This is a genomic window from Micromonospora sp. NPDC047756, from assembly GCF_055587245.1.
Window position 1 is genome coordinate 44,049 of record NZ_JBVJGQ010000005.1, and the last position, 25,062, is coordinate 69,110.

Here is a 25,062-nt window from a genome sequence, read left to right on the forward strand (position 1 = left end):
GCCACCGCCAGCAGGCCACCGCCAGCAGGCCACCGCCAGCAGGCCACCGCCAGCAGGCCACCGCCAGCAGGCCACCGCCAGCAGGCCACCGCCAGCAGGCCACCGCCAGCGGGCCACCGCCAGCGGGCCACCGCCAGCGGGCCACCGCCAGCGGGCCACCGCCAGCGGGCCACCGCCAGCGGGCCAAGATCCGCACAGTTTCCCGGATGGTGCTGCCTCGGCCACGCGGGAGACAGCAACATCCCTGATGTTGCGCGGATCTTGACGATCAGCAGGGGTCCTTGGAGACCGGGGGTGAGGTTTGGGGCGTCCGCGCCCGGGAGCCGGGGCCTGGGGCATCCGCGCCCGGGAGCCGGGGCTTGGGGCGTCCGCGCTCGTCAAGGTCATGCTCGATCCAGGATGTAGTGGCCACCTGGCGCCGGGAGGCCACTACATCCAGGTTGGAGCACGATCATGCGCTGGGGAGCGCGTAGTGACGGACGCCCGGCGCGGGCAGTGCCGCGCCATGCCGCCGGTACGACGGTGACCGCGGCGGCTCCGAGCCACGCTCCGTCCCTGCCGGCGGGCGGGTCGGTCACCGTGGGCTTCACCGCCAACGGCACCGCGAGCGCGCCGGGCACCGTAAAGCTCAACGGCACCGGCTGTTGATCCACCGAAACAGGCGGCACGCCGCGGCCGGGACGGCAGACACGCCACGACCGGGACGGCAGACACGCCACGACCGGGACGGCAGACACGCAACGCCGGGACGGCAGACACGCAACGACCGGCACGCCGAGGCCGGGACGGCAGGCACGCGCAAGGCCGGGACGACCGGTGCGCCGCGCATCGGCCATCCCGGCCATTTACATTCAGATTCTTCTATGTTCTTATCGGGAAAGCGCTTGCCTCTTCGTTGGTGGGTGCGAGCGCGGGAGCCGCTCTCCTTCACGAACCTGCACCGGCGGGCCCGAGGACCACTGGTCCCGGCCGAGATTCGCCGCCCACGGGCATGGGCGTCGCGACACCTCCGCCCGCCTCATCGAAAGGAAGCAGCATGCGCACAGGACGGCGTCGAATGACGCTGATCGCCACCACTGCCGCGGCCACCGCCACCCTGGTCACCGCCGGGCTCCTGACCTCCGTGTCCGCCCAGGCGGCCGCCGGTTGCCAGGTGGCCTACTCGGTCGCCAGCCAGTGGCCGGGCGGATTCACCGGCAACGTCACGGTCACCAACCTCGGCGACCCGGTCTCCGGGTGGACGCTGCGCTGGTCGTACGGGGCCGGTCAGCAGACCAGCCAGGCGTGGGGCGCTACCGTCACGCAGAGCGGCAGCCAGGTCTCCGCGACGAACGTCGACTACAACGGCAGCCTGGCGACGAACGCCAGCGCCTCGTTCGGCTTCAACGCGAGCTGGAACAATTCCAGCAACCCGGCTCCGAGCAGCTTCAGCCTGAACAATGTCGCCTGCACCGGCAGCACCACACCGACCACCCCACCGCCGACCACCCCACCGCCGACCACCCCGCCGCCGACGAGCACTCCCCCGCCCGGCCAGCAGCCGTCGGCGCTGGTCGGCTGGGCCACCCAGAACGGCGGCACCACCGGCGGCGGCAGCGCCGCCACGACCACCGTCAGCAACGCCTCGGGCCTGACCAGCGCGCTGAACGCCACCGGTGCCGCAGTCATCCGGGTGACCGGGACGATCACCTGCTCGGGGATGCTGCGGGTGCGGTCCAACAAGACCATCATCGGCAACTACGGGGCGACGATCGTCGGCTGCGGATTCAACATCAACGGTGACCGCAACGTGATCATCCGCAACCTGACCTTCCGCAACTGGGACGACGACGCGATCAACGTGCAGGAGTCGGCCACCAACATCTGGATCGACCACAACAGCTTCAGCAACGGGTACGACGGCGCCGTCGACATCAAGCGCGGCTCGGACTTCGTCACCGTCTCGTGGAACCGGGTCTTCAGCCACGACAAGACCATGCTGCTCGGTCACAGCGACGACAACGCCAGCCAGGACGTCGGTCACCTGCGGGTGAGCTACCACCACAACTGGTTCGACGGCAGCAACCAGCGCAACCCCCGGGTGCGCTTCGGCAACCCGGTGCACGTCTACAACAACTACTACCGGGCCAACGGCGGCTACGGCGTCGCGTCCACCGAGAACGCCGGCGTGCTCGTCGAGGGCAACTACTTCGAGAACGTCGACGACCCGTACCACCGTGGTGAGGGCGACTCCGGGCCCGGCAGCCTGGTCGCCCGCAACAACCACTTCGTCAACTCGCCCACCGGTCAGGCCGGCGGCAGCGTGGCCAGCATCCCGTACTCGTACCAGCTGGACACCGCGAGCAACGTCAAGTCCATCGTGACGGCGGGCGCCGGCGCCGGCAAGATCACCGTCTGACCGCGGAGGGGCCCCTCGGCCAGGGGCCCCTCCGTGCGGTCAGTGGGCGGCGCAGCCAGCGGCGGGGGCAGCCACGACCGGCGGTGCGCCGATCGTCGGCAGACCGAGCAACACCCCAGGGGTACGCGGGGAGCGCCCCGCCTCGGCCGCGTCACCGGCCCGGGTGCGACGGTGCGCCACCGGCGCGCCGTCGGCGTTCAGGTGGTGCGGCGCGGCGTACGTGACAGTGGTGTGCACGATGTCGCCGGGCCGGATCTGACCGGCGAGGGACTCCCCGTCGGCGGTCTCGGTCGCGAAGTGCACCAGTCGACCGTCGCGGGCCCGACCGGACATCCGACCGGTCCGCTCGTCCTTCCGGCCCTCGCCGACCGCGACCAGCACCTCGACGGTCTCGCCGACGAGGCGCTTGTTCTCCGCCCAGGTGATCTCCTCGACGCAGGCGATCAACCGCTCGTAGCGCTCCTGCACCACCTGCTTGGGTAGCTGGTCGTCCATCGTCGCGGCGGGGGTGCCGGGCCGCTTCGAATACTGGAAGGTGAAGGCCGAGGAGAACCGGGCCTCCCGGACCACGTCCAGGGTGCGCTGGAAGTCGGCCTCGGTCTCACCGGGGAAGCCGACGATGATGTCGGTGGTGATCGCCGCGTCCGGCATCGCCGTGCGGACCTTCTCGATGATCCCCAGGTAGCGCTCGGAGCGGTAGGACCGGCGCATCGCCTTCAGCACGTCGTCGGAGCCGGACTGCAACGGCATGTGCAGCGAGTGGCAGACGTTCGGCGTCTCGGCCATCGCGGCGATCACGTCGTCGGTGAAGTCCTTCGGGTGCGGGCTGGTGAACCGCACCCGCTCCAACCCGTCGATGTCGCCGCAGGCCCGCAGCAGCTTGCCGAACGCGTACCGGTCGCCGAACTCCACGCCGTACGAGTTGACGTTCTGCCCGAGCAGGGTCACCTCCAGTACGCCCTCGTCCACCAGGGCGCGCACCTCGGAGAGGATGTCGCCGGGGCGACGGTCCTTCTCCTTGCCGCGCAGCGCCGGCACGATGCAGAACGTGCAGGTGTTGTTGCAGCCCACCGAGATCGACACCCAACCGGCGTACGTGGACTCGCGGCGGGTGGGGAGCGTGGACGGGAAGACGTCGAGGGACTCCAGGATCTCCACCTCGGCGGCGGCGTTGTGCCGGGCCCGCTCCAGCAGCACCGGCAGCGCGCCGATGTTGTGGGTGCCGAAGACCACGTCCACCCAGGGGGCCTTGCGGACGATGTCGCCCCGGTCCTTCTGGGCCAGGCAGCCGCCGACCGCGATCTGCATTCCGGGATGCTTGTCCTTCACCGGGCGCAGCCGACCGAGGTTGCCGTAGAGCCGGTTGTCCGCGTTCTCCCGCACCGCGCAGGTGTTGAAGACCACGATGTCCGGGGTGTCGTCGCCAGCGGGTGCGCGCTCGTATCCCGCCTGCTCAAGCAGGCCGGAGATGCGTTCGGAGTCGTGCACGTTCATCTGGCAGCCGTACGTGACGACGTTGTAGGTCCTAGCCACCCTGTTGGTGCCCCTTCCCCTCGGGCTACCAGGGTAGCGGCCCGGCCCGGGGGGACCTCCGAGCGGCGTTGTCCGCCTCCGATCAGAACACGTGCGCGTCGATCACCCGGACCACGAACCGCCCTTCGCGCAGGGTCTGCACGCTGGGGTGTTCCGGGCCGATCACCTCGGCCAGTCGATCGACCACGACGCCGACGTCCTCGGTGGCGGGGCCTTCGCCGGCCTGCCTCGCCGCCAGGGCGAGATCGCCGCGGCAGCGCAGCGTGTCGGGATGGTCCGCGCCGATTGTCGCGGCCAGCCGCGCTGCGGTCTCCCGCAGCCGGTCCCGCGCCGACTCCGCGTCCCCCTCCTCGGCGAGGCACACCGCCTGGTTGACCTCCGCCGCGAGGGTGTACGGGTGGTCCGGCCCGAGCACCTTGCGCAACTCGCCGGCCGCCCGGGTCGCCGACGCGAGCGCGTCCGATCTGCGCCCGAGCGCGCGCTTCGCCGCCGAGATGTTGCTCAGCGTCGTCAGGACGTGCGGGTGCTCCGGGCCGAGTTCGAAGTGCTCCTCGAACGCCACCCGCACGGCGGTCATCTCGGTCAGCGCCCGGGCCGCGTCGCCGACGGCCACCAGGTTCGCCGCGCGGCTCGATCGGCATGCCACCGTGTCCGGGTTGTCCGGCCCGAAGCGTTCGTCGAGCCCGCGGTAGGCCGTCTCGAACATCGGCGCGGCCTCGCTGCCCCGCCCGGAGCTGCGCAGGGACACCGCCAGGTTGACCTGCGCCACCAGCGTCTGGCCGTCGTCCGGCCCGAGCACCTCGCAGTACGTGTCGTACACCGTGCGCAGCAGGGTGGCCGACCTCTCGTACTCGCCCGCATCCCGCAGGTCCACGCCGAGGCACATGGCGGAAACGAGCGTGTAGGGATGGGTGGGGCCGAGCACCAGCCGCCGCCGCTGGTGCACCTCGTCGTCCCATCGACGGGCGGACCGGTGGTCGCCGACCAATCGGTACGAGACGGCAAGGTTGTGAGCCGCGCTCAACGTCCTGGGGTGATCCTCGCCGAACACCTGCAACCAGGAGGCGTAGGTGGAGCGGTCCCGTTCCAGGGCCTCGGCGTAGTGGCCGAGCGCCCGCAGGTCACCACCGAGGTTGCCGGCGGTCATCAGGCTGTGCGGGTGCAGCGGGCCCAGCAGGCGGTGCTGCTCGGCCAGCACCGCCTCGTCCAGGTCCCGCGCCTCGTTGAACCGGCCCAGGCTGCGCAGGATGTTCGCCCGGTTGAACCGCAGGTGCAGCAGGTGGCGGCTCAGCGCCGACACCTCGGCCTCATCGTGCGTGTCCCCGAGCCTGGCGCTCCAGGTGTCGTCCACCTCCTGGCTGAACACGTCGGCATGATCCAGACCACCGCGCTGCCACAGATAGCGGACGCGGTCGATCAGCAGCTGGCACACCGACTCGTCGGGGCAGGTCAGCGCCGCGGAGACCGCCAGGTGCGGCCAGAGCATGCGCAGCCGGGCCCAGTTGCTCGGGTCGTCCACGTCGCCACGGGGTCGGGACGCGGCCAGCACCAGGTGCACCTGGTGCCGGGCGGCGTCGATCTCGTCGTCGGTCATCCGGTCGCGGACCACCGCCTGCAACAGCCGGTGCACCTGGACCCGACCGCCCTGGACGTCCAGTTTCAGCAGTGCCAGGCGGTTGATCTGCTGGACCAGGGCGCCGCGCACGGTCCGCTCCGACACCGACGGGTCGAACGGCACGAGGGCCGCCGCCATCTCGTCGCTGTAGATGAGGTCGAGGGCGATCTCCGGGGCCAACACCGAGCAGAGCTGCAACAGCCGGTACGCGGCCGGTGCCTGGTCGAGCAGCCGGTTCAGGGACAGGTCCCAGGTCGCCGCCACGGAGAGCGCGCTGGGGCCGTGCCGCTCGATCTGTCGCCGGTAGTCGGCGACCGACGTGCCGGTGTCGGCGAGCCAGGCGCCCGCCGCGGCCACCGCGATCGGCAGGTCGCCGAGCGCCTCGGCGACCCGGTCGGCCTCGTCGGCGCTGATCGTGGGCATCCGCTGGGCGAGGTGCGCCACGCTCTCGGTGCGGTGGAAGACGTCCACCTGGACCGGGTTCGCCCGGTCACCCCAGGCGCTGTTGCGGGAGGTCAGCAGGACGTGCCCGGGGCCGTGCGGCAGGAAGAACTCGATCTGGTCGAGCTCTTCGGCGTTGTCGAACACGATGAGCCACCGCTCGCACGGCTCGCCACGGCCGAGCACCTCCAGCACCATCCGGACCGTGTCGGGCAGGGTGGGCCCGACGGGGATGCCGAGACGAGCGGCGAGGTCGGCGAGCTGGACGTCGACGAACTGCGGCGGGTCCGCCGTGATCCACCAGACCACGTCGTACGCGGCCTTGAACCGGTGCACGTACTCCAAAGCCACCTGCGTCTTGCCGACGCCACCCATGCCCTGCAGGGCGACCGGCAGCACCACCGCGCTGCCGCCGCTCTGCAACTGGGCGCGCAGTCGGGCCAGGTCGCCCTCCCGGCCGGTGAAGCGCGCGTTCCGGTGGGGGGCGTTGAAGACCAACGGCTCGGTGCCGGGGAAGCGGGCACTCCCGCCCGCCGGGCCGTCCGCCGACGACGGCACCGGCCGGCCGACCAGCCGCGACACCCGTTCCACGGCGGTCGCGGCGCTCACGTTGACGAGGTTGGTCGAATTCTGCGATGGGAACTCGGCCAGCGGGCGCAGGTCGGTGACGTACACGGCCAGGGCCGCGGAGCCGGTGCTCGGGTCCCGGTCGGGCAGAGCGCCGGACGATGTCGCCACGTAGGCCGGTGAGACCACTGTCAGCGTGCGCGGGGCGGGGACGCCGGCGGCGGCCATGGGCTCCACCACCCGCAGCCCGGCCGAGCTGAGCACCCGCTCCAGCCACTCGGCCCAGATGGCGTCCTCCGGCGCGTACCGGAGCACGACCTGGTCGTCGTTCGCCTCGGTGCGGCGGCGGAAACGGGTCTTGCCCCGCTCCCGCACCGACTCGTCCATCACCGGCAGCGCGGTCACCGCGCCGTCGGTGAGGATCCCGGTCAACGTCTCGTACGCGGCCAGCAGCGACGTCGGCGAGCCGGGCGGATCACAGAAGGTCGCCAGCTTCTCCTCGTACGCGTAGAACGGTCGGTACGGCACCTCGACAGTCGCCCAGTACCGCCGCCGTTCCGACTCGGTCATCCCCGCCGGCAGGCCGGCGAACCGGCGCATGGCCAGCAGGCGACCCGCCTCGGCCCGCTCCTTCTCGGCCGGGTCGACCCGCATCGGCACCGGCAGGACCCGGATGTCGCGCCGCCGGTACCGGTCCCGGACCGAGTGCGCCACCCGGGCCGCTCCCTCGATGCCCTGGTCGCTGAGGGTGAAACAGTCGACAAGGGTGTCCGGCAGGTGCAGGGTGCAGATGTCGGCGACGTCGCTGAGCCCCACCCTGCTGTCGATCAGGGTGAAGTCGTACTGGCGCTTCATGTCCGCCCGCAGCGCCTCGAAGAACCGCGCCCCACCCAGCCGGTTGTAGAAGTTGTCCCAGTCCAGCCCGCTCAGCGAGACGGCGTAGTCGCTGTTCTGCCGGCCGGCGGAGAGAAAGTCGAGACCACCGCCGCCGGGAAAGTCCCAGCGCAGCGAGAAGCCGAGCCCCTCGACCCGGGCGTACTGCTCCACCCAGCGATCCGGCCGGTCGTCGACCCGGCTGCTCTCCCACTCGTAGCCGCGAATCATGTCGATCACGCCGCTGGTGTCCTGGATCGCCTCGGCGTCGAGGAACGGATGGAAGAAGCGGTGCAGACCCGGGGACTCGAGGTCCCAGTCGACGACCAGCACCCGCCGACCGCTGGCCGCCAGGATCCAGGCCACGTTGGCCAGCGCCATCGTCCGACCCGTGCCGCCCTTGAACGAGTAGAAGGTGACGATCTGGCCTGCGCGATCGTTTCTCATCGGCATGCTCCGTGGGGACGCGGTGGGCCGGCCTGGTGTCGGGTGGGATCAGAACGGGTGCGGGTCGATGATCCGGGCGACCAGACGCCCGTCCCGCAGCGCCCGCACGCCCGGGTGGTCGGCCCCGACGACCTCGCCCAACGAGACGACCGGGGCGGCCGTCGGCGGCCGGTCGCCCACGTTCTCGCGCAGAACGAGTGCCAGATTCGCCTGGCACCGCAGGGTGTCCGGATGGCGCGCACCGGACGCCGCCAGCCAACGCTCGGCGGTTGCGCGAAGGTGGTCGAGTGCGGCGTCCCGGTCCCCCTCCTCGGCGAGGCAGATGCCGAGGTTCTCCTCAGCGGCGAGGGTGTGCGGGTGGTCCGGACCGAGCGCCTCGCGCAGCGCGCCGGCCGCCCGTTCGGCCGTCGCGCGGGCCTCGGCGGCCCGGCCCACGGCCCGCTGCGCCACGGCGAGGTTGCTGAGCGCGCCAAGGGTGTGCGGATGAGCGGCCCCAAGCCGCTGCTCGTAGATCCTCGCCACCTGCGTCGCCTCGGCCACCGCGCGTTCGGTCTCGCCGAGTGCCAGCAGATTCGCGACCAGTGCCGCCTGGCAGATCAGCGTTTCGGGATTGTCCCGCCCGAACTTCTCCTCGAGTACCGGGTACGCCGCGTCGAGCAGGCCGGCTGCCTCCGCCAACTGGCCCGCGCTCCGCAGCGACACCGCGAGACTGACCTGAGCGTTCAGCGTGTCCCCCGCCTCGCTGCCGATCTCCTTCAGGCTGGTGAGTTGTTCGCGCACCGTGCGCAGCATCTTGGCCGAGTTGGCGTACTCACCGGCCTCTCGCAGGTCACGTGCGAGCTGCGCGGCCGAGTGCACCGTGTACGGATGTTCCGGGCCGAGCACCTGCCGGCGGAGCTGGAACACCGCCTCGTCCCGACTGCGCGCGGAGCGGAAGTCGCCCACCAGGCGATAGGAGTGGGCGAGGTTGTTGGCCGCGAAGAGCGTGCGCGGATGGTATTCGCCGAACTCCTCACTCCACGCGTCGTAGGTCTCCTGATCACGCTCGATCGCGTCGCTGTAGCGGCCGAGGGCCCGCAGATCCGCACCCAGGCTGCCCGCGGTCATCAGGGTGTGCGAATGCCTGTCACCCAGTAGCGCCCGCTGCGCTTCGAGAGTCTCCTGGTCCAGGTCGTAGGCCTCGACGTAGTGGGCGAGTGCCCGCAGCACGTTCGCACGGTTGAAGCGCAGGTGCAGCAACTGCCGACGCAACGTGGCGAGTTCCTCGGTGCCGTAGAGGCGGTCCCGCCGCTTCGACCAGACCGCGTCGACCTCCTTGGCGAACACGTTCGCCGCGTCGAGTTCTCCCTGACGCCAGAGATACCGCACCCGGTCGATCATCAACTCCCGTACCGACTCGTCCTTGCTGCCCATCGCGCCGGAGGCCTCGATGTGCGGCCAGAGCCTGCGGAACCTGTCCCAGGTACGCGGATCGTCGGCGTCACCGCCGGGCCACGCCTTGCCCAGCACCAGGTGCGCCCGGTGTCGGGTGTCGGCGATCTCGTCCGGGGTCATCCCGCCCCGGACCACCGCCTGGAGCAACCGGTGCACCAGGATCCGCTGCTCGGACATGTTCATCGTGAGAAGCGCCGACCGGTTGATCCGCTGGACCAGCCGCCCGATCATCATGGGCTCCGACACCGCGGAATCGAACGGCGCCAGCGTCTTCACCATCTCGTCGTTGTAGAGCAGACCCAGGTCTATCTCGGGGGCCAGCACCGAGCAGAGCTGCAACAGCCGGTAGGCCCCCGGGAACCGGTCGCGCAGCCGCGCCAACGACAGATCCCAGGTGGCCTCCACGGAGAGGGCGCTGGGGCCCTGCCGCTCGATCTGCTCCAGGTACGCGTCGACCGAGGTACCGGTGTCGGCCAGGTACGCGCCGGCGGTGGCCACCGCGACCGCCAGGTCCCCGAGCGCGTCGGCGATCCGGTCCGCCTCCTGCTCGGTGAGGGTGGGCACCCGCCGTTGCAGGTGGGCGACGCTCTCCTTGCGGGCGAAGACGTCGACCTGGATCAGCGTGGCCCGTTCCCCCCAACCCTGATTGCGCGAGGTGAGCAACACGTGCCCGCCGCGCGGCAGGAATCGTTTGAACGGGTCGATCTCCTCGGCGTTGTCGATCACCAACAGCCACCGCCCGGGTTCACCCCGCCCCAGCGCCTCCAGCACCGCGCGGGCGCTCTCCGCCTGGTCCGGGTTGCCACCGACGCCGAGCCGGTCGGCGAAGGCCGCCAGCGACCTCTCCACGTCGGCGCCGACCGACTCCGTCGCGCCGGCGGAAATCCACAGGACCGCGTCGTAGGCGGACTTGAACCGATGCGCGTACTCCAGGGCGAGCTCGGTCTTGCCGACCCCACCCATCCCCTGCAACGCGACCGGTACGGCAACCGGGCCGGTCAGGCGTTGACGCAGGAGGGCCAGCTCATTCTCCCGCCCGGTGAACCGCGCGTTGCGGTTCGGGGCCTCGAAGACGGCCGGCTCGGCGGCCGGGAAACGCAGGCCACCGTCCGCCTGACCTTCGAGGCGCAGCGGTAACGGGCCCCCCACCAGCCGCAGTAGCCGCTCGGCGGCGGTCGCCGCGGTGATGTTGACCAGTTGGGTGGAGGAGGCCACCGCGAACTCCGCGAGTGGCCGCAGTTCGCTCACGTAGACCGCGAGCGGCGTGGTGTCGACGGTCGGGTCCCGCGGGGGCAGCGCGGCGGGAGGCAGTGCCACGTAGGCCGGGGAGAGAATGGTCAGCGTCCGGGCCGGCACGCGGGTGCCGCTCTCGATCGGCTGGGTTGCGTCGACGACGCGAATCTGCGCCGAGCTGAGCACCCGCTCGATCCATTCCGCCCAGACCGCGTCCTCCGGCGCGTAGCGGAGCATGAGGTCGTCGCCGGGGAGCTTGTGGCGACGCCGGAACCGGGCCTTCTCCCGCTCGCGCACCGACTCGTCCATCGGCGGCATCGCGTGCACCTCGCCGTTGGTCAACTGCGCGGTCAACGTCTCGAAGGCCGCCAGCAGCGACGTGGGCGAGCCCGGCGTGTCGCCGAAGGTCGCCAACGTCTCCTCGTACGCGTAGAACGGCCGGTACGGCACCTCCACCGCAGCCCAGTAGCGGCGCCGATCCTCCTCCGTCATTCCGGTGGGCAGACCGGCGAAGCGGTGCATCGCCAGCGCGCGCCCAGCGTCGGCTTTCTCCTTCTCCGCCTGGTCGACCCGCATCGGCACCGGCAGGATCCGGATGCCGCGGCGCGAGGGGTGCACGGCGACGGTTCTGGCGACCTGAGCGGCGCCGTCGATGCCCTGGTCGCTGAGGGTGAAGCAGTCCACCAGCGTGTCCGGCAGGTGCAGGGTGCAGATGTCGGCGACGTCGCTGAGGCCCGTCCGGCTGTCGATCAAGGTGTAGTCGTACTCCCGCTTCATGTCCTCGCGGAGGGCTTCGAAGAACTGCGCACCGCCCAACCGGTGGTAGAAGGTGTCCCAGTCCAGCCCGTTCACCGAAACGGCGTAATCGCTGTTCTGCCGGCCGGCGGAGAGGAAGTTCAGCCCGCCACCGCCGGGAAACTCCCAGGCCAGCGAGAAGGCGTACCGGTTGACCCGGGCGAACTGCTCGACCCAGCCCTCCGGCCGTACCGCCTCGCGGATGGTCTCCGACTCGTAGTCCCGGATCAGGTCGACGACCCCGGCCGTACCGCCGATCGTCGACACGTCCAGGAAGGGGTGGAAGAAGCGGTGCAGCCCGGGCGATTCCAGGTCCCAGTCGGTGACCAGCACCCGCTTGCCGTTGGCGGCGAGGATCCACGCGACGTTGGCCAGCGCCATCGTCCGGCCCGTTCCGCCCTTGAACGAGTAGAAGGTGACTATCTGACCGTCGCGCTCAGTGCTCATCGGGCATCTCCGGGGCTTCGAACGATGACGGGGCCGGGTTGCGAAGGCTGGGCGGCCGGGTGACCGGCCCCGGTGCCGGGAACACCGCGCCGTGCTTCAGGTAGAGCCGCCGGGCCTCGGTCACCACTGTCGGCATCAGCCCCGCGAACTCGTCCGTCCGCCCGACCCACCGCGCTCGCGTCGCGCCCGCGTCCTGCAGTACGCCCAGGACCAGCCGCGCCAGGTCGGCGCCGCGGTGCGCGTCGCGCGGGTCGTCGGCGTCGGTCACCACGAGCGGGACCACCCACGGCGGCAGCGCCCGCGCGGCGGCCCGCAGAGCGGGTACGCCGCCGGGAAGCTCGGTGAACCACGGGTCGATCAGAAGCGCGCCGGGGCGGATCTCGAGCAGGTCCCCGGCGTCGGCGAAGTCACTCGTGTGCACCGACAGTCCGAGCCGCTCGGCGATGCTCGCGGCGTACTCGGCCACCGGAAGCTCCTGCCGCGCCCCGAAGGGACGCCAGAGCCGGCTGCGCTCCGCGTACCAGGACGCCTCGCGACCCTCGGGCGGCCGGTCCCGGGTGGGGGCCAGCACCGTCACCACGAAGTCCGGGTTGGCCGCGATCCGCCGCGACACCTCCAGGGCGGGCGCTTGGGACGGACGCAGCCAGCTGCGTTGGGTGGGCTCCACGATCCGCCGGGCCAGCCGCCTGAGCAGGATCCGGTACGGCTGCTGGTACGCGCCGAGCATGCAGAGCGCACGCATCCCGTTCTCGGCGTACTCGGGCACGTCCCGACCCAGATCCAGTGCCGCGTCGAGTTGGGGATGCTCCTCCCAACTGGGCACCGGGATCCAGAGGACCGGCGCCACGTGGTCGGCCGGCACGACCTGGGATTCCGGCTCGCCGGCCGCGCGGAGCAGCCGGGTGAGGAAGGACTCCTGCTCGCCCAGCGCCCATGATCGGCTGAAGTAGCCCGGAGAGTAGAGCGGCACGAACACCTGGGCCGCGCCGAGAGCGTCCGCCAGGGCCGCCTTCACGTCGGCGCCCGGGGGGATGGACTGGTCGATGAAGCCGATCTCCACCCCCGGTCGCGGGGACACCAGCCGACCCACCTCACCCGACAGATCCGCGAAGAACCGGTCGACCCAGACGTCGGTGTCGGTGCGGGCACCCAGCAGCGGCGCGGAATGCGCGTAACTCAGGAAAAAGTAGGTCTGGCGAGTCGGCGCCCGCCCCTGGGCGGTGAGCGGCGTCATGCGGCTGCCTCCTCGGTGAAGAGCGTGCGCAGCTCATCGATGCCCGCCGGCACCAGCGGGTGGACGTGATAGGCCCGATGGATCGCCACCACCCGCTGGGCGAGACGCCACACCACCGCGCGGTACGCCTGCTCCCGTTGCATGGTCAGCAAGCCGTAGACCCCCTCCTGCTCGTACTGGCGCGCGACGGTGTTGTCATCAGGTAACGCGGTCGGCGAGAACCGTTGGATGGCTCGAATGCTCGGCGGCAGTGACCCTTCGGTGGTCGGTGACCAGTTGACGGGCACGATCGCCGTCTCGTGCGCGGAGCTACCCGGGACGCGGGGTTCGATCTGACGCCGCGCGAAGGCGTGCCATTCCATGGCGCACCACGTGCTGCTGATGAACGAGCTGGACACCAGCGGAATGAACACCTGGCAGGTCCCGGCGGCGCGCAACAACTCGGGGGTCCAGCGCTCACCGCCGCCCAGTGAGCTGTCCATGAAACCGGGGTCGACCCCGGTCGGCAGACCGACCAGCTCGCTGACATGGGTGGAGAGGTCGTCGAAAAACCGCGAGAGATATTCATGGGGGGTGTTACCGGCGCGCCGGATCTGCGGACGTGAATAGCTCACGAAGAACAGCGGGGTTCGCGTATCAGCGACTGCCACCGCTTCGCTCACCGTCGTTCCTCCGCCGTCCGGAAAGCGACCGGAGTTTCAGCCTAAGGCGTTCGTCAATGCCGAGGACCGACCCGGTTGCCGCCTCGTCACTCTACGACGAAGGCCACTGTGGCGGGTATCGGCAGCGCGCCCCACGGGTCTTCATCGAGCCTGAGGAATCGGACGAGACCGCCGGTGTCGCACATCCGACGCTGCCCTCCCCGGTTCAGCGGCGCACCGCCAGACGGTGCACGGTGAACCAGTCGATCGCGAAGTCCACCGCGGCACGCACCGACAGCAGCCGCGCGCTTGCCCGCCCGACCCGACCGTGCCGCACCAACGGCGTCTGGTCGAGCGCGGCACCAACCGCCGGGAAGTCCCCGTCGTCCAGGTCGAGAGCTCGGAAGTCGAGGCGGACCCGCCGTCCGTCGACAAGCCGGAAGCAGCGATAGTCACGCTCGGGCGGCGGCACCGGCAGCCGGTACTCGGCCAGGTGCAGTGCGCTGCACGCCTCGTAGCCCAGGCCGAGCAGCAGGATCTGCCCGTCCGCCGCGTAGAGCTCACCAATCGGTGAGCGCTCCCCGAGGTGGCAGGTGAGGTCATGGCCGTCGGTGAGCTGCCGGGCCCGCGGGCCGAGCGCGGCGAACGAGGTCTGCGGATGGTCGCTGCGCACCGCACCGGGGGCACACCGGACGTACTCGGCGAGCGCCCCCATCCGCTGCGACGGCGTGGTCCGGCGGTCCCAGCCCGGCAGCGCCGCCTCGTACCGCTCGCGCTGCGCCGGGCCCATCCCGGCGACGGCCGCCAGGTGGGCCCGGGAGGTGGTCGAGTTGCCGTCGGTCTGGGTGGGCACCAGCAGCGTGCCGGCCGGGCCGAGGACGTCGCGCAGCGCGCCGGCGAGGGTCGCCGGGCCGCGCTCCAGCGGACCCACCCGACGGAGGCCACAGTGCACCAGCAGGCAGGCACCTGGGTCGACGCCCAACGTCCGCAGGTCGCCGGCGAGGCGGCGGCGACCCACTGTGGACGGCAGACGCTCAGCCGGCCCCGACACGGGTCTCCTCCAAGGCGTGGCGCAGCCGACCGACGAACCGCTCACCCGCCACGGTGAGCGACCGGCTGGCCAGCAGCGCGTCCGCACCATCCCGGGTCCACGCCAGGAAGTGCGCGGCGTGCGCCGACGCGTCGCCGCCGTCGGTGACCGCCCGGGACTGCCAGACCTGGGTGACCGCGAGGTGGGCGTAGACGCCCTGGAGGACGCCCTCCGGTGGCCTCGGGTCGGGGCGCCAGGGCACCCGGATCCGGGCATCCTGGCCGGGTTCGACCAGGTCGTACAGGTCGAGCACCGCACCCAGCTTCGCGTGCTGCCACTCGTGCACGAGCAGCACCGCCATCGTCTCCGGGTCGGGGTGGGGTGTGACGGCGACAGCGCCGAACGCGTGCCGGGCGGTGGCGCTTCGCAGGGGTCGCGCCGGGTCGGGCGCCAGTGGCACGACGGCACGCAGGCCGCCGTCGAGCGCCGCCCCGTGCGCCGGCACGTCCCGGTGCACGACCCGCCAGGCCTGCGCCAGGGTACGCCCCAACGCCCGCGCCGCCGGACCGTCCAGGCGGGACTCGACCGGCTGGCCGTAGCAGTCACGGTACGGATCACCGTCCTCGATGAGCAGCCGGCCACCGGGCACGGACACGTCCCGGGTCGGAAACCATCCGGTCGACGGCGGCGCCATCGGATCGAGGAGCACCGTCTGCTGGACCGACCCGCCCCGGACCCGGAACTCGCCGGGTCGGACGGTCACCTCGGCGCTGTCCCCCAGACCGGGCAGCACCAGGCTGCCGAGAGCGGGGAGCGTGATCGTGTCGGCCCGCACCGGCACGCGCAACGCGGCCGGGAGACCGGCCCGCAGCGCCGCGGCGACGGCCAGCGCCGGCAGTGGGTCGACTGCCGGGCCGAGGCCGGGCGGGGCCGACGAGTGGAGGCGACGCACCAGCGCCGGCCGGACGAAGGGGTGCGCCAGGGCCGCGCGGACCGCCTCCGGCGCGGACTGGTCGACGTGGACGAGCAGTTCCCAGGCGGGCGTGGTGCCTGATCCGCCCTGCGAGGCCGCCAGCAGCGCCCGGGTGATGGAGAGCTGGGTGGCGGCGAGCAGCGCGAGCGTCGACGCCGACCCGTGCCCGGTCGCCAGGTCGTCCAGCAACTCATCGACGGGTGAGGTGGTCGACCCGTCGACCGGGACCGGCGGGGTGGGCGGCGGGTAGGCGTCCACGATGTCGATCAGGCGCAGCAGGTCGGCGCAGTACACCGAGGGGTTGTCGAAGCCGGAGCCGGTCCGCCACCGGTGCGCGTACAGGCCGCCGCCGCACCGGTCGACCACCGGGCAGGCCCGACAGGTCGCGCTGAGCCCGGCCACGCCGTCCTGCCGGACCGCTACCCCGGGGTGCCGCGTGACCTCGTCCACCGAGTGGTCGAACACGTCGAACCCGGTGCCGGCCGCGCCGTGGTACGCGGTCTTCAGTGAGTCGGCCTGCTCCCAGGTCCCGTCCGCCTCGACGACCAGCACGTCGGCTGGTGCGAGGCCGAACGCCTCGGTGCCGCCGCCACCCGGGCGCAGCGCCTCGAACATCCGGATCGACATCGGCCGACCGTCGTCCACCCACCGGCGGTGGATCCGCCCCAGCCAGTCCGCGTACGGGGTCGACTCCGGGCCGGGCCGCTGCGGCGGATGGTCCCAGGTGGCGTGGGGAAGCAACAGGTCGACCCGGGGCGGGCTCTCGGCCAGCAGCGCCTCGTACACCCGGTCGGGATCGTTGCGGACGTCGATCGTGCAGAGGATGCCGGCGTAGCTGGCGCGGTGCTCCGGTCGACGGAGCAGGGCCAACGCCCGGCGGACCTGCTCGTGGCTGCTCCCGCCGTGGGCGAAGACCCGATGGCGGTCGTTGGCGGCCCGGTCGCCGTCGAGGGACACACCGACCCGCACCTCGTACTCAACGAACAGCCGGCACAGCTCCTCGTCGAGCAGCACGCCGTTGGTCTGCATGCGCAGGTCGAGTCGCGTCCAGGGGGTGATCGCCGCGCGCAGTTCGGCCAGCACCTCCCGTAGTCCCGCGGCCCCCAGCAGCAACGGCTCGCCGCCGTGCAGCACCACGTGCACGACCGGCAACGCGTGCTCGCGGGCGTGCTCGGCGATCCGCCGCGCGACGGCCCGAACCGTGGCCAGCGGCATCCGCACCGGGCGACCACGCCAGGTCTGGTCGGCGTGCTGGTAGACATAACAGTGGTCGCAGCTCAGGTCGCACCGGCTGTGCACCTTCAGCACGAACTGGCTGATCCGTCGGCATGGTCCATCTCCGGAGGGACCACACCGACAGGCCTCCATTCAGATGGCCGAGTTGAAGGCGGCGACGGGCACCGTGCCGGAGGGCACTGGCTCATCCGCGACGACATGCCGCCGAACCGCCTCGACCAGATCAGCGTGCTTGACGGCGAGCAGGTCCAGCGGAGTGTCCAGGCTATGGGTGAAGTCGTCCAGGCCCGGACGCGATGGGCGGGTGGGTGCGTTGTCCACAAGGATTCTCCGGGTCCCGCGGACGCGCCACGGGAGGTGTGATGGACGGCCCGAGGGCCCTGACGCGCCACCAGAATAGGCAACAGCCCCAACGATGTCATCGTTGGTCAAGTAGCGCACCAACCGAGGAGGAACTCACATGTGCCGGAGCATCAAGACGCTGCGTGAGCCGTTCACCCCGCAGGTGACCGACGCGGACGTCGAGGCGGCAGCGCTGCAGTACGTCCGGAAGATCTCTGGCTTCCGGGCGCCCGCCGCGCACAACGCCGCCGCGTTCGACGCCGCGGTGGCCACCGTGGCCGAGGCGACGCGCGTCCTGCTCGACCAACTGGTGGTGCGGGGCACCACCGACCGGTCGGCCACCACCGCCGGCTGATCGCCGCTGACCGGCACGGCACCCGGCCGGGCCTGACCCCTGGACGAGGTCAGGCCGCGGCGAGCACTGGTGCGACAGTGTCGGGTGCCCAGCGCGAGCGGTGGCACTGCGACCAGCCCCGACAACCCGGGTCACCCAGCGAGCAGAGCCGCAGCCTGCTGAGCACCTCACCGTCCTCGGTGTCCCGCACGTCGAAGTGCACCGGACGGACCGTGCCGTCCGGAGCGACGAGCAGGTGCCGGCCCGCGTCGAGCGTGTCGTCGCGCAACAGGCAGTTGCGGCCCAGCAATCGGGCCAGTGCGGCGATGCTCGCGTGCTCGGAGAGCTGCTCGGGCACCCCGTAGCAGTCCACCACCGTCGCGAATTCGCCCGGCGCCTGCCAGACGTCACACACCACCGCGTACGCCGGCAGCCGCGCCGGGTCGGCCACCGCCAGCGGCATCACCACCCGACCAAGCGCCTCCGCCAACGCCGGGTAGACCTCCACGGGTTGAGCCCCGTCGATTCTCCAGTTCCACAGCTCGGTCATTCCGCCTCCTCGCTGCGTTCGTCCCCACCGGCCTCCGGATCGGGCCTTACCCACGATGGTGGGGGGCATTTGACCCCAGCCGGGGGCAAGTTACCGGTCTGTGACCATTCCGGGCAAAATTTCCCTGAGCGCCATTGCTCGGAGTAGCGGGAAGGTGACAGTTTATCGGGTATGGTGCGCCATCCGCACCACCGCCACCGCGTGTCCCGCAGCGGGTCGACCGCGCGTCCAACGGGTCGACCGCCCCCCGGTCAGCGCAGGACGACCAGGTGGTCCCCGCGCGGCAGCAGCTCGCCCACCACCGGAGCGCCGGGCACCTCGCCGGCGACCAGCAGGCCGCCGGAGGTCTGCGCGTCGGCCAGCAGCAGCCGCTCCGCCTCGTCCGCCGCGCCGAAGTCGGTCCACCGCGTCACCCACTCCAGGTTGCGCCGGCTGCCGCCGCTGACGAACCCGTCGCGCAGCGCCTCCCGCGCGCCGGCCAGATAGGGCACTCGGGCGGTGTCGATGGCCACCGTGACCTGGCTGGCCCGGGCCAGCTTCGAGGCGTGCCCGAGCAGCCCGAACCCGGTCACGTCGGTGCCGCACCGGATGCCGGCGGCGACCGCCGCACGGGCGGCCTCCCGGTTGAGCGCGCTCATCGTGGCCACCGCCTCCGGGAAGCTCTCCCCCGTCGCCTTGTGCCGGGTGTTCAGCACGCCCACCCCGAGCGGCTTGGTCAGCGACAACGGCACCCCGGCCCGGCCGGCGTCGAGAGTGATCAGCTCCTCCGGGCGAACCGTGCCGGTGACCGCGAGACCGTACTTCGGGCCGTCGTCGTCCACGCTGTGCCCGCCGGCCAGGTGACAGCCGGCCTCCCGCGCCACGTCCTGGCCGCCGCGCAGCACCTCACGGGCCAACTCCAGCGGCAGCACGTCGCGCGGCCAGCAGAGCAGGTTGAGCGCCACCAGCGGGGTGCCGCCCATCGCGTACACGTCGGAGAGCGCGTTGGCCGCGGCGATCCGACCCCAGTCGTACGCGTCGTCGACGACCGGGGTGAAGAAGTCGGCGGTGCTGACCACGCCGGTCCGCTCGTCCAGGCGCACCACCGCCGCGTCGTCGCCGTGGTCCAACCCGACCAGCAACTCGGCGGTGCCGGTCGCCGGGCCGAGACCGGCCACCATGATCTCCAGCTCGCCCGGCGGGATCTTGCAGGCGCAGCCACCGCCGCGGGCGTACTCGGTCAACCGTACGGGTTCGGTCATCCACCCATGATCGCGACAAGGCGCCACGATCGCCACCGCGACCACCCATCCGGTGACCAAAATCGGACGCCTGAGAACGATCGTGACCGGTGTTACCGCTCCGTGACCCGCTGGGTTGCGTTCTGCCACATCAGGCCGCCTACAGTGGCCGCACCGGGGGTCAACCGACCCCGATCCGGGAGACGACAGGGGACGGTGGACGACGTGACGACGGGCGAACCGCTCATCGTGCTGGACGCGGTCAACAAGTGGTTCGGGCCGCTGCACGTGCTGGACGACGTCTCACTGTCGGTGGGTCGGGGCGAGGTGGTCGTGGTGATCGGCCCGTCCGGCTCCGGCAAGTCGACGCTGTGCCGCGCGATCAACCGACTGGAACCGATCAACTCGGGCACCATCACCTTCGACGGTCAGCCACTGCCGGCCGAGGGCAAGCCCCTCGCGAAGCTGCGCAGCGAGGTGGGCATGGTCTTCCAGTCGTTCAACCTCTTCGCGCACAAGACCATCCTGGAGAACGTCACCCTCGGCCCGATCAAGGTCCGCAAGGAGAAGCCCTCCGCCGCCCGCGAGCGCGGCCTGGCCCTGCTCGACCGGGTCGGCATCGCCAACCAGGCGGACAAGTTCCCGGCCCAGCTCTCCGGCGGTCAGCAGCAGCGGGTGGCCATCGCCCGGGCGCTGGCCATGCAGCCCAAGGCGATGCTCTTCGACGAGCCGACCAGCGCCCTGGACCCGGAGATGGTCGGTGAGGTCCTCGACGTGATGACCTCGCTGGCCAGCGACGGCATGACGATGGTCGTGGTGACCCACGAGATGGGCTTCGCCCGGCACGCGGCGAACCGGGTCATCTTCATGGCTGACGGGCAACTGGTCGAGGACGCCCCACCGGCGGAGTTCTTCGCGAACCCGCGCAGCGAGCGGGCCCGAGACTTCCTCTCCAAGATCCTCACGCACTAGGCGTCCGTAGTGGAGCGCGCCGTACTCGGTGGGCTCCGTTGAAGAAGGAGAAGAGTATGCGTATCAAGCGCGTTGCGGCAGTCGCCGCGGTCGCCGCTCTGGCGCTCGGCCTCACCGCCTGTGGTGGCGACGACGGCGGGGAGGGCACCGGCGCGGGCAGCAAGTCCTTCGCCGCCGGCACCACCATGGAGAAGCTGAACAAGGCCCAGAAGATCAAGATCGGCACCAAGTTCGACCAGCCGGGCTTTGGCCTGAAGGGCCTCTCGGGCAAGCCGGAGGGCTTCGACGTCGAGATCGCCAAGATCATCGTCAAGGAGCTCGGCATCCCCGAGGACAAGATCGAGTGGGTCGAGGCCCCCTCGAAGGTCCGCGAGGACGTGATCGTCAACGGCACCGTCGACCTGGTCGCCGCGACCTACACGATCAACGACAAGCGCAAGGAGCGGATCGCCTTCGCGGGCCCGTACTACGAGGCCGGCCAGAACATCATGGTCAAGAAGGACGACACCAGCATCACCGGTCCGGACTCCTTCAAGGACGGCACCAAGAAGGTCTGCTCGGTCACCGGCTCGACGCCGTTCGAAGAGATCAAGAAGTACGTCAAGGACGTCGGCACCCAGCTGGTGCCCTTCGACACGTACGACAAGTGCCGCGACGCCCTCAAGAGCGGCCAGGTCGACGCCGTCACCACTGACAACGTGATCCTGCTCGGCTACATCGCCAAGGACGAGGCGTCGTTCAAGCTGGCCGGCAGCAACTTCACCAAGGAGCCGTACGGCATCGGGGTGAAGAAGGAGGACGCGGACTTCCGGAGCTTCATCAACGACACGCTGGACAAGGCGGTCGGCGACGGCAGCTGGAAGAAGGCCTGGGACGACACCGCCGGCAAGTTCGGCGCGGAACTGGGCTCGGCACCGACCGTCAACCGCTACTGATCTGATCCTTCGATCTGGAGGGTGGGGAGGAACACCGACCCGTGAACGTGCTCATCGACAAGTTCGACGTCTTTGCGGGTGGTTTCTGGCTCACCCTCCAGATCTGCATCCTCGCCGCGATCGGTGCCCTCGTCCTGGGCGCCATCGTGGCGGTGCTGCGCATCTCACCGGTGCCGCCGCTGCGCGCGCTCGGCACCGGCTACGTGAACGTCTTCCGCAACATGCCGCTGACCGTGGTGATGTTCTTCGCCGCGTTCGGCCTGCCGGCGCTCGGCTCCAACGCGGACTTCCTCCGCATCCCGGTGCTCGACTCGCTGTTCACCCGGCTCGGCACCGACCTTCCGTATTTCCGCTTCGCACTGATCGCTTTGGTGCTCTACACCGCGGCGTTCGTCTGCGAGGCGTTGCGGTCCGGGGTCAACGCGGTGCCCGCCGGCCAGGCGGAGGCGGCGCGGTCACTGGGCCTGACCTTCGGGCAGAACCTGCGCTACGTGGTGCTGCCGCAGTCCTGGAAGGCCTCGATCGTCCCGCTCGGTTCCGTGATCATCGCGATGATCAAGAATTCGGCGCTCGCCGGCTTCTTCGGGGTCGCCGGTGACCTGTCCGCCACGGCCGATCAGCTCACCGGAGCCGAGGGCTACGCCTTCGTCCCGGTCGCCATCGGCATCTCGATCGGCTACCTGATCATGACCGTGCCGCTCGGCGCTCTGCTGGACCGGATCGAGAAGCGACAGGCGGTGGCCCGATGAGTCAGCAGACCAGCGTCCTCTACGACGTTCCTGGCCCCCGGCAACGGCGGATCACCCTGATCAGCAGCATCGTCGCCGGCGTGGTCCTGCTCGTCGGGGCGTACCTCCTGATCTACCGGCCCCTGGACGAGAACGGCCAGCTCTCCATGGAGCTGTGGGGCCCGCTGATCGACCCCTCCAACGAGAACTTCTCCCAGGTGTGGGAGCGGATCGGCCTCGGTTTCAAGAACACCCTGCTCGCGGCGGCCCTGGCCATCGTTGCGTCGCTGGTGGTCGGCACGCTGCTCGCCGTGCTGCGGATCCAGCTCAAGAGTCTGATCCGACGGCGCTTCACCGACGTGGCGACGCCGATGGCGTACCTGCTGCGCGGGCTGAGCAGGGTGCTGTCGGCGGTCACCCGGGTCTGCGTCGAGGTGTTCCGCGGCCTGCCCGTCGTGCTCACCATCTTCTTCGTGGCCCGCGGTTTCCCCGAGTTCGGCCTCTACCTCGACAACTTCTGGTACCTGGTCATCGGCCTCACCATCTACAACTCGGTGGTGATCGGCGAGATCCTCCGCTCCGGCATGGAGGGGCTGCCCGGCGGCCAGGCGGAAGCCGCCGCCGCCATCGGGCTCGCCCCGGGACAGACCACCCGGATGATCCTGCTGCCGCAGGCCTTCCGGGTCATGCTGCCGGCGCTGATCAGCCAGCTCGTCGTGGTGCTCAAGGACACCTCGTTGGGATTCATCATCAGCTACGAGGAGACCCTGAACATCGGCAAGCAGCTCATCGGCGTGCTGAGCAACCCGATCCAGGTCTACGTCGTGATCGCCGTGCTCTTCATCGTGGTGAACTACTCGCTGTCGAAGCTCGCCCAGTACGTCCAAGGGCGGCTCGCCCGGGGCCGCAAGACCGCCGGCACCCCGGCACAGAACCCACCCCCGGCGGCCCTGATCTCCCAGGCCGAGGGCGGTGGAGGCGGCATCGGAGGCGGCGGCGTCTGAGCCACCCACACCGACCAGAAGCCCGAAGGCCGCCCCGAGCAGTTCGGGGCGGCCTTCGGGCTTCTGCCAGTGCTTGTTCGGCGAGCGCCGCCGGCCTACTCAGCGGGCGATCTCGGTGACCCGGGACTCGCGGACCACCGTGACCCGGATCTGACCCGGGTAGGTCAGCTCCTCCTCGATCTGCTTGGCCACGTCGCGGGCCAGCACCGCCGCCCCGATGTCGTCCACGTCGTCCGGCTTGACCATCACCCGGATCTCACGACCGGCCTGCATGGCGAAGACCTTGTCCACGCCGAGCTTGCCGGCCGCGATCTCCTCGATCCGCTCCAGCCGCTTGACGTACGCCTCCAGGCTTTCCCGGCGCGCGCCCGGCCGACCACCGGAACAGGCGTCGGACGCCTGGGTGAGCACGGCCTCGATGGTCTGCGGCGGCACCTCGTTGTGGTGCGCCTCGATGGCGTGCACCACGTCCTCGTGCTCGCCGTACTTACGGGCCAGGTCCGCGCCGATGATGGCGTGGCTGCCCTCCACCTCGTGGGTGAGCGCCTTGCCGATGTCGTGCAGGAACGCCGACCGTTTGATGATCGGCACGTCCAACCGCAGCTCGGCGGCCATGATGCCGGCGATGTGGGCGGTCTCGACCAGGTGCTTGAGCACGTTCTGCCCGTACGAGGTGCGGTAGCGCAGCCGACCGAGCAGGGTCACCAGCTCCGGATGGATCTCGGTGATGCCGACTTCGACGAGGGCGTCCTCGGCGGCACGGAGGCAGAGCTGCTCCACCTCCTGCCGGGCCAGGTCGTAGACCTCCTCGATCCGGTGCGGGTGGATGCGTCCGTCCAGGACCAGCTTCTCCAGGGTCACCCGACCCACCTCGCGACGTACCGGGTCGAAGCAGGAGAGCAGCACCGCCTCGGGGGTGTCGTCGATGATGAGGTTGACGCCGGTCACCGACTCGAAGGCGCGGATGTTGCGCCCTTCCCGGCCGATGATCCGCCCTTTCATCTCGTCACCGGGGAGGTGCAGGACGCTGACCACGCTCTCCGCGGTCTGCTCGCTGGCGACCCGCTGGATCGCGTCCACCACGATGTGTCGGGCGCGCTGCTCGGCCGTGTTGCGCGCGTCGGACTCGATGTCCCGCACGAGCAGCGCCGCTTCCCGCTTGGCAGACGTCTCGATGGCGTCGACCAGTTCCAGTCGCGCGGAGTCGGCGGTGAGACCGGCGACCCGCTCCAGCTCCCGGCGGCGTAGCTCCTCCGACTCGGTCAGCTCGGCCTCGCGCTGGGCGAGCGCGGCCTCCCGGGCGGCGAGGGCGGCCTTCGCGGCGGTGAGCTGCCGTTCCCGCTCGGCGAACCGCTCCACCTCCTCGGTGTGCATCCGTTCCCGCTCGTCCATCCGAGCGGCCCGACGTTCCACCTCGGCGGCCTGCTCCCGGGTGGTGGCGGCGAGCACGGCGACCTCCCGTTCGCCGCTGCGCCGGGCTGCCGTCCGCAACTGTTCGGCGTCCGTCTCGGCCTGCTTGTGGGCGCGCTCCAGAACGGTGTCCGCCTCAGCCCGGGCGTCGTCGAGGACCCGCCGTGCCTCGGCACGGGCCGCCTTCGCCTCGGCCTTCGCCGCCGCCGCCTCGGTACGGGCGGCCGCCGCCGCTGACTTCGCCACGTCGATCGTGCTGTTCGCCTCGTCGGCCGCGGTCCGCAGGGCGGCCAGCGACTGCTCCTGGCGGTCCTTCTCGGCGATGAAGGCGGGATCCTCCGGCGCCGGCGCGGCACCCATCCGGCGCAGTGTCCGGATGCCGACCAGCACCGCCCCGATCACCACCACCGCGAGGACGAGGACGGCCGCGAGGAGCACGACGTCGAACGCGTTCATGCCGGGACCCCGTCGGGTCTACCGCTGAACCTGTGCCGCCGCCCCGCCATGGCCGCCTCCCCTAACGTCGAGACCGCAGCGACTGTGCCGGGGGCACACTCCTGCGGCTGTGGACGCCCGACCGGAGCGGCTGGCCGTGGGTAGCTTTCTCCGCCGGCGGTGCCCAGGGGGCAGCGTCGGCGACCGGGTGCAGTTGTCGCAGCGTTCCGGACCG

The 25,062-nt window shown here is 71.0% G+C and carries 18 protein-coding genes; 6 read left to right on the plus strand and 12 right to left on the minus strand.

Annotation, left to right across the window (positions count from 1 at the left end; translation table 11 throughout):
• On the minus strand, positions 1-196 hold a 196-nt coding region (locus ACZ6NZ_RS16925), incomplete at its 3' end, for a hypothetical protein (RefSeq protein ID WP_465858921.1).
• Positions 197-1,036: 840 nt separating this feature from the next.
• Here ACZ6NZ_RS16925 and ACZ6NZ_RS16930 point away from each other — a divergent pair.
• Entirely contained in the window at positions 1,037-2,398 is a 1,362-nt protein-coding gene (locus ACZ6NZ_RS16930) for a pectate lyase family protein (RefSeq protein ID WP_465858922.1), read from the plus strand.
• A 39-nt stretch (positions 2,399-2,437) separates the two neighbouring features.
• On the opposite strand, the gene miaB is transcribed toward ACZ6NZ_RS16930, so the two are convergent.
• The 8 genes from miaB to ACZ6NZ_RS16970 all read right to left on the minus strand — a co-directional run bounded on the left by miaB (position 2,438) and on the right by ACZ6NZ_RS16970 (position 17,218).
• A complete protein-coding gene (miaB, locus tag ACZ6NZ_RS16935; protein WP_465858923.1) occupies positions 2,438-3,931 on the minus strand; it encodes a tRNA (N6-isopentenyl adenosine(37)-C2)-methylthiotransferase MiaB in 1,494 nt (497 codons plus the stop codon).
• An 82-nt stretch (positions 3,932-4,013) separates the two neighbouring features.
• Complete coding sequence (gene fxsT, locus ACZ6NZ_RS16940; RefSeq protein ID WP_465858924.1) at positions 4,014-7,874, minus strand: FxSxx-COOH system tetratricopeptide repeat protein; 3,861 nt, start codon at positions 7,872-7,874, stop codon at positions 4,014-4,016.
• A gap of 48 nt (positions 7,875-7,922) precedes the next feature.
• Complete coding sequence (fxsT, locus tag ACZ6NZ_RS16945; RefSeq protein WP_465858925.1) at positions 7,923-11,783, minus strand: FxSxx-COOH system tetratricopeptide repeat protein; 3,861 nt, start codon at positions 11,781-11,783, stop codon at positions 7,923-7,925.
• The gene (locus ACZ6NZ_RS16950; protein WP_465858926.1) at positions 11,773-13,017 is read right to left on the minus strand and encodes a TIR-like protein FxsC; all 1,245 of its coding nucleotides are present in this window, start codon (positions 13,015-13,017) and stop codon (positions 11,773-11,775) included. Before ACZ6NZ_RS16950 ends, fxsT (ACZ6NZ_RS16945) begins: the two co-directional genes overlap by 11 nt.
• Positions 13,014-13,679 (minus strand): TIR-like protein FxsC, encoded by a 666-nt coding sequence (locus tag ACZ6NZ_RS16955; protein WP_465858927.1) that lies wholly within the window; start codon positions 13,677-13,679, stop codon positions 13,014-13,016. Before ACZ6NZ_RS16955 ends, ACZ6NZ_RS16950 begins: the two co-directional genes overlap by 4 nt.
• 205 nt (positions 13,680-13,884) lie before the next feature.
• Positions 13,885-14,709 carry an AAC(3) family N-acetyltransferase gene (locus ACZ6NZ_RS16960; protein WP_465858928.1) on the minus strand — a complete coding sequence of 275 codons (825 nt, stop codon included), beginning with the start codon at positions 14,707-14,709 and terminating at the stop codon, positions 13,885-13,887.
• Positions 14,693-16,969, minus strand: a complete 2,277-nt coding sequence (locus tag ACZ6NZ_RS16965) for an FxsB family cyclophane-forming radical SAM/SPASM peptide maturase (protein WP_465858929.1) — start codon at positions 16,967-16,969, stop codon at positions 14,693-14,695. The genes ACZ6NZ_RS16960 and ACZ6NZ_RS16965 overlap by 17 nt, the downstream gene beginning before the upstream one ends.
• Before the next feature lie 60 nt (positions 16,970-17,029).
• A complete protein-coding gene (locus tag ACZ6NZ_RS16970; RefSeq protein WP_425845349.1) occupies positions 17,030-17,218 on the minus strand; it encodes a hypothetical protein in 189 nt (62 codons plus the stop codon).
• Positions 17,219-17,357: 139 nt separating this feature from the next.
• Between ACZ6NZ_RS16970 and ACZ6NZ_RS16975 the strand changes: the two genes are divergently transcribed.
• Entirely contained in the window at positions 17,358-17,594 is a 237-nt protein-coding gene (locus ACZ6NZ_RS16975; protein WP_366608378.1) for a DUF2277 family protein, read from the plus strand.
• Between the two features lie 49 nt (positions 17,595-17,643).
• Here ACZ6NZ_RS16975 and ACZ6NZ_RS16980 read toward each other — a convergent pair whose 3' ends face one another.
• On the minus strand, positions 17,644-18,123 hold the full coding sequence (locus ACZ6NZ_RS16980) for a hypothetical protein (RefSeq protein WP_355009925.1): 480 nt from the start codon (positions 18,121-18,123) through the stop codon (positions 17,644-17,646).
• Between the two features lie 251 nt (positions 18,124-18,374).
• Entirely contained in the window at positions 18,375-19,364 is a 990-nt protein-coding gene (selD, locus tag ACZ6NZ_RS16985) for a selenide, water dikinase SelD (protein ID WP_465858930.1), read from the minus strand.
• Positions 19,365-19,559: 195 nt separating this feature from the next.
• Here selD and ACZ6NZ_RS16990 point away from each other — a divergent pair, with 195 nt between their 5' ends.
• Genes ACZ6NZ_RS16990 through ACZ6NZ_RS17005 form a run of 4 tightly spaced genes read left to right on the plus strand, consistent with a single transcriptional unit; the run spans position 19,560 to position 22,982 of the window.
• On the plus strand, positions 19,560-20,315 hold the full coding sequence (locus ACZ6NZ_RS16990; RefSeq protein ID WP_465858931.1) for an amino acid ABC transporter ATP-binding protein: 756 nt from the start codon (positions 19,560-19,562) through the stop codon (positions 20,313-20,315).
• Positions 20,316-20,371: 56 nt separating this feature from the next.
• A complete protein-coding gene (locus tag ACZ6NZ_RS16995) occupies positions 20,372-21,250 on the plus strand; it encodes a glutamate ABC transporter substrate-binding protein (protein WP_366608375.1) in 879 nt (292 codons plus the stop codon).
• 41 nt (positions 21,251-21,291) lie between these two features.
• Positions 21,292-21,999, plus strand: a complete 708-nt coding sequence (locus ACZ6NZ_RS17000; RefSeq protein WP_112586661.1) for an amino acid ABC transporter permease — start codon at positions 21,292-21,294, stop codon at positions 21,997-21,999.
• A complete protein-coding gene (locus tag ACZ6NZ_RS17005; RefSeq protein ID WP_465858932.1) occupies positions 21,996-22,982 on the plus strand; it encodes an amino acid ABC transporter permease in 987 nt (328 codons plus the stop codon). Before ACZ6NZ_RS17000 ends, ACZ6NZ_RS17005 begins: the two co-directional genes overlap by 4 nt.
• Positions 22,983-23,081: 99 nt before the next feature.
• Here the strand turns inward: ACZ6NZ_RS17005 and rny are convergent, their stop codons facing one another.
• Entirely contained in the window at positions 23,082-24,848 is a 1,767-nt protein-coding gene (rny, locus tag ACZ6NZ_RS17010) for a ribonuclease Y (protein ID WP_366608373.1), read from the minus strand.
• Positions 24,849-25,062: the final 214 nt, after the last annotated feature.